The following is a 1,413-nucleotide window of genomic DNA, read 5'->3' on the forward strand; positions in this document are numbered from 1 at the left end:
CAATTACTTTTTTCGAGTAATTGATTATCACAAGTTATTTGTTAAATCATTAACTCGAAGAAAACTTATCTATCACTCTTACTCCATTAGCTAGTTAATCATCCTTTTCCTTTTCTGTTACTTTTTCAGCAAGCCCTAATTCCATTAACCGTTTGATTCCCAATAAGGTTCGATGATGCAAGTCGTGGGCTTCGTCAACAAACAAAACTACGGGTTTCCGGCGCTTTCCTATCACGGACAATAGCTTTCGTTCCCGTTGTTCGGGCGCTGTGGGCAATCGTCCCTCTTTTTCTGTTGCTAAGTCGTAGAACAGGGCTGTCATTAAGGTTGCTAGTCTGACGCGCTCTTTATCGATCGCCAAACTGCGCGAGAGCAATATGTCTTTTTCTGTGGCTAATTCTGATTGCAGTCGTTCTAAGCTTGTGGTCTTCCCGCATCCTACAACACCAGATAATGCAACCAATCGCCCTTGGCGCAACAGAAATTTCAGTTCTTTGAATAGTTGTGCCTGTTGTTCTGTCTCAAAATACCCTACGTGGCTGAAATCTCGTTTCAAGCCAAAGTACTCCATGACTCTACTGAGCATCGGGCCTCCTTGACGCAGACCTGAAATAATCTCGAATCCTTGTCAGCACTTGTTTTTTGTTTAAGCTGCTTTCCAATAGTTCTTCTATATAAGCCATCTGCTCTGCTTTCAATTGAGCCAGCGGATAGCCTAGATAGTCCGCAATCGCTCGCTTGGCTGCTAGTACTGAGGGAAAGGTCAGTTCTTCAAATGGATCGGGGTCTACAAATGACTGGCGTGGCAGTTCGATAATGTTGTTTGGATTGGCAGCATGGCTAGTATTTCCGATCGCATCTGGTAAGGCTAGTTGTTTGGCTAATGCTCCAATCCGAAGAGCCCGCTTTTGGCTGCGAGTCTTTTTGAATTTCCGGTAGTGATGTAGGGGAATCGGGCCTTCTACTGGGATGTATGGCCCATAGCGCCGCTCTCGATGTTCTACGTACAGTTCGTTGTCAAATAGCCCCCACCACAAAATTACCGTTTCTCCTGCTAGTTCTGGGTCTACTTCATAGCTAACTGCTTCCACACTAATCCGAGCATCGATGCCCACTTTGCGCTGTTCTGGTTCGCGGGCGAAGGTGCAAAACCTTTCCCAACTACACATTTGCCGGATTCCTTCTGCTGGTAAATTTTCTAACCAATCTTCTAGCCGGGAATGGGGTTCGCTCCGGTGGGATTGCCCATTGTAGTAAAGTAGAAATCGCATCAACCAAGCGTTTGCTTCTTTTTCTGTCTCTGGTGCGTGTAGGTGGTAGAGGGTTTCGTGCATTTCTTTGACGCTGCGAAATGGCCGTTCTACTTTGCCTTTGGCACGGGCGGTTACTCTTGTACCATCACTTCCTTTTGGT

At 46.0% G+C, this 1,413-nt stretch carries 2 protein-coding genes; both read right to left on the reverse strand.

The window, feature by feature from the left end:
- Positions 1–94: 94 nt before the first annotated feature.
- A complete protein-coding gene (locus ACE1CC_RS18205) occupies positions 95–586 on the reverse strand; it encodes an AAA family ATPase (protein ID WP_413271849.1) in 492 nt (163 codons plus the stop codon).
- On the reverse strand, positions 576–1,413 hold an 838-nt coding region (locus tag ACE1CC_RS18210; protein WP_459563872.1), incomplete at its 5' end, for a transposase. The genes ACE1CC_RS18205 and ACE1CC_RS18210, both read right to left, overlap by 11 nt.

The sequence above is a fragment of the Floridaenema aerugineum BLCC-F46 genome (genome assembly GCF_041929345.1).
Classification (GTDB): domain Bacteria; phylum Cyanobacteriota; class Cyanobacteriia; order Cyanobacteriales; family Aerosakkonemataceae; genus Floridanema; species Floridanema aerugineum.

Excerpts from the sequence above, each read along its gene's own strand:
- ACE1CC_RS18205 (WP_413271849.1), bottom strand. The coding sequence starts at position 586 with ATGCTCAGTAGAGTCATGGAGTACTTTGGCTTGAAACGAGATTTCAGC.